Source organism: Rhodococcus sp. D-46 (assembly GCF_011290655.1).
Lineage (GTDB): Bacteria > Actinomycetota > Actinomycetes > Mycobacteriales > Mycobacteriaceae > Rhodococcus_F > Rhodococcus_F qingshengii.
The window spans coordinates 1-1,590 of sequence record NZ_JAANTF010000034.1 but is presented as its reverse complement, the minus strand read 5'-3'; the positions used below and the strand labels follow the sequence as shown (position 1 = coordinate 1,590).

3 protein-coding genes and 1 pseudogene are annotated in these 1,590 nt (G+C 59.6%); 1 reads left to right on the top strand and 3 read right to left on the bottom strand.

Annotated elements, in window-relative coordinates:
* The 3 genes from G9U53_RS33120 to G9U53_RS33110 all read right to left on the bottom strand — a co-directional run.
* The coding region (locus tag G9U53_RS33120; RefSeq protein ID WP_165639975.1) for a transposase at positions 1 to 285 on the bottom strand (285 nt) is incomplete at its 3' end.
* A 215-nt stretch (positions 286 to 500) separates the two neighbouring features.
* On the bottom strand, positions 501 to 698 hold the full coding sequence (locus G9U53_RS33115) for a hypothetical protein (protein WP_165639973.1): 198 nt from the start codon (positions 696 to 698) through the stop codon (positions 501 to 503).
* Positions 699 to 720: 22 nt separating this feature from the next.
* Positions 721 to 1,071 carry a hypothetical protein gene (locus G9U53_RS33110; RefSeq protein ID WP_165639974.1) on the bottom strand — a complete coding sequence of 117 codons (351 nt, stop codon included), beginning with the start codon at positions 1,069 to 1,071 and terminating at the stop codon, positions 721 to 723.
* A 215-nt stretch (positions 1,072 to 1,286) separates the two neighbouring features.
* Between G9U53_RS33110 and G9U53_RS33105 the strand changes: the two are divergent.
* A pseudogene (locus G9U53_RS33105) lies at positions 1,287 to 1,590 on the top strand (hypothetical protein); the annotation flags it as partial.

Below are 1,590 nucleotides of genomic sequence, written 5' to 3'. Positions count from 1 at the left end.
ATAAAGATCAGCGATTCGGCGCATCGACAGACCCGGTAGATATGCCACCTGGTGCCCGTATGCGCGGGCTACGGTGACTGGTAATGCGCCGATCGTGTTGGGCTGATCCACCACGATCAACACTGGTCCGTGCGTTGCGAGATGGTCGAACACCGCACGCAATCGGGTTTCATCGTTGGGCAACGCCTTGTCATACAGGCGGGTCCCGCGGTCGTCCAGTCCAACGGCATGATGTTCGGATTTGCCGACGTCAATGCCACAAAACACGGCGTAGCTCGTGTCCATGAAGCAGTCCTTCGTCCGGTCCTGCCGGTCGCCGATCAGACGTCAATACCCGACACCCACGTTATGAAGAGACCTGCTCACGATCAGCGGCCCTGTCCCTATCAGCGGTTTATCGACGCCACCACACCCGGCGACACCACCCCCCGGATCATTGATGACAGGGGCAAGAAGTCATACCAGGTCTGGCGACCGCAGCCCTCAATTTCAAGGACCTTCTAAAAGATAACGGGGAGATCGTCGCCTACCGACTGATAGAGGTCGACACCGAAGACCGGGTCGATGTCGCGAAGTAACTGCAGCGAACGAACAACGAGAGCGGCGGTGACACTTTCGGATGCTGGCGGCCCCTCAGGCGACACTGCTCTCAAGGTCAGTCCGTCCGTCATGGTTCGGAGCAGTGATGTCGACGGCATTTTCACTCCTTTCCGTCGTGGCTCAGGCGAATCGTTCGCTGATTTGCGGGTCGTAGAGTCGGTAGCCGAGTGAGTGCATCGCGCCGATGATCTCGTTGGCATGCTCGCCTCGGAAGCTGTAGCCGATGAACTCGACCAACTGCTCACCTAAGGACACGTCATAGGCCGGCGTTCCTTCGGGGTCAGTCCCGGGCGGGCGCAGGAACTGCCCGTCCCATGTCCAGCCTGGGAGGTCCTCCGCAAAAGCCCGCAAGACACGGTCCCGGTCCACCACGTCGACACCATTGACGGATTGCTCGTCGTTCAGGCGCGTGTAGACGTTGTCGGGGTCGAGATCATCGCCTCCAGCCCAGAACGCCAGGTTGTAGCTCATGCCGCCTAGTATGCCTGCCCTGACCATCGGGGGCGGGGTTGATGATTGCGACGTTCGCGGTGATCTCTCTGTACGAGCCGGTGAGGATGGTGGGGATCGCGCGTCGTCGGCGGATGATTCAGCTGCGCTGGACATGATCGGTTCTCCCCCGCGAAATCCCGTTCGTCTGAGGGGGATCGACGGACCTGCAAGGTTCACGCTGCTTAAATCGACGGATGACGATCACCGGTTTGATCAGCGCTGGGCACCACACGTTTCTCATCTCCGCGGCCGACACCGATCCCACGGAGACGTACACCACGGGCCAGGTTTTCGATGCCGGCAACAATCTCATCTCGGTCCACACCGGCATCGCCTACGGCCCGGTCAACGTCACACTCGAACTGCTCTCCGGCGAAGACCACATCTTCGAAAATGGTGGACCCTACATCGATCTCGATGCATGGGACAACATTGAGGAAGTCACCGTCGTATGCCGTGAACCGATGCTCTTCATCACCTTGGAGAACGAGATCGTCG

What these genes read in the sequence shown, in the direction of transcription:
- G9U53_RS33115 (WP_165639973.1), bottom strand. Translation starts at nt 698, where the DNA reads ATGCCGTCGACATCACTGCTCCGAACCATGACGGACGGACTGACCTTG.
- G9U53_RS33110 (WP_165639974.1), bottom strand. Translation starts at nt 1,071, where the DNA reads ATGAGCTACAACCTGGCGTTCTGGGCTGGAGGCGATGATCTCGACCCC.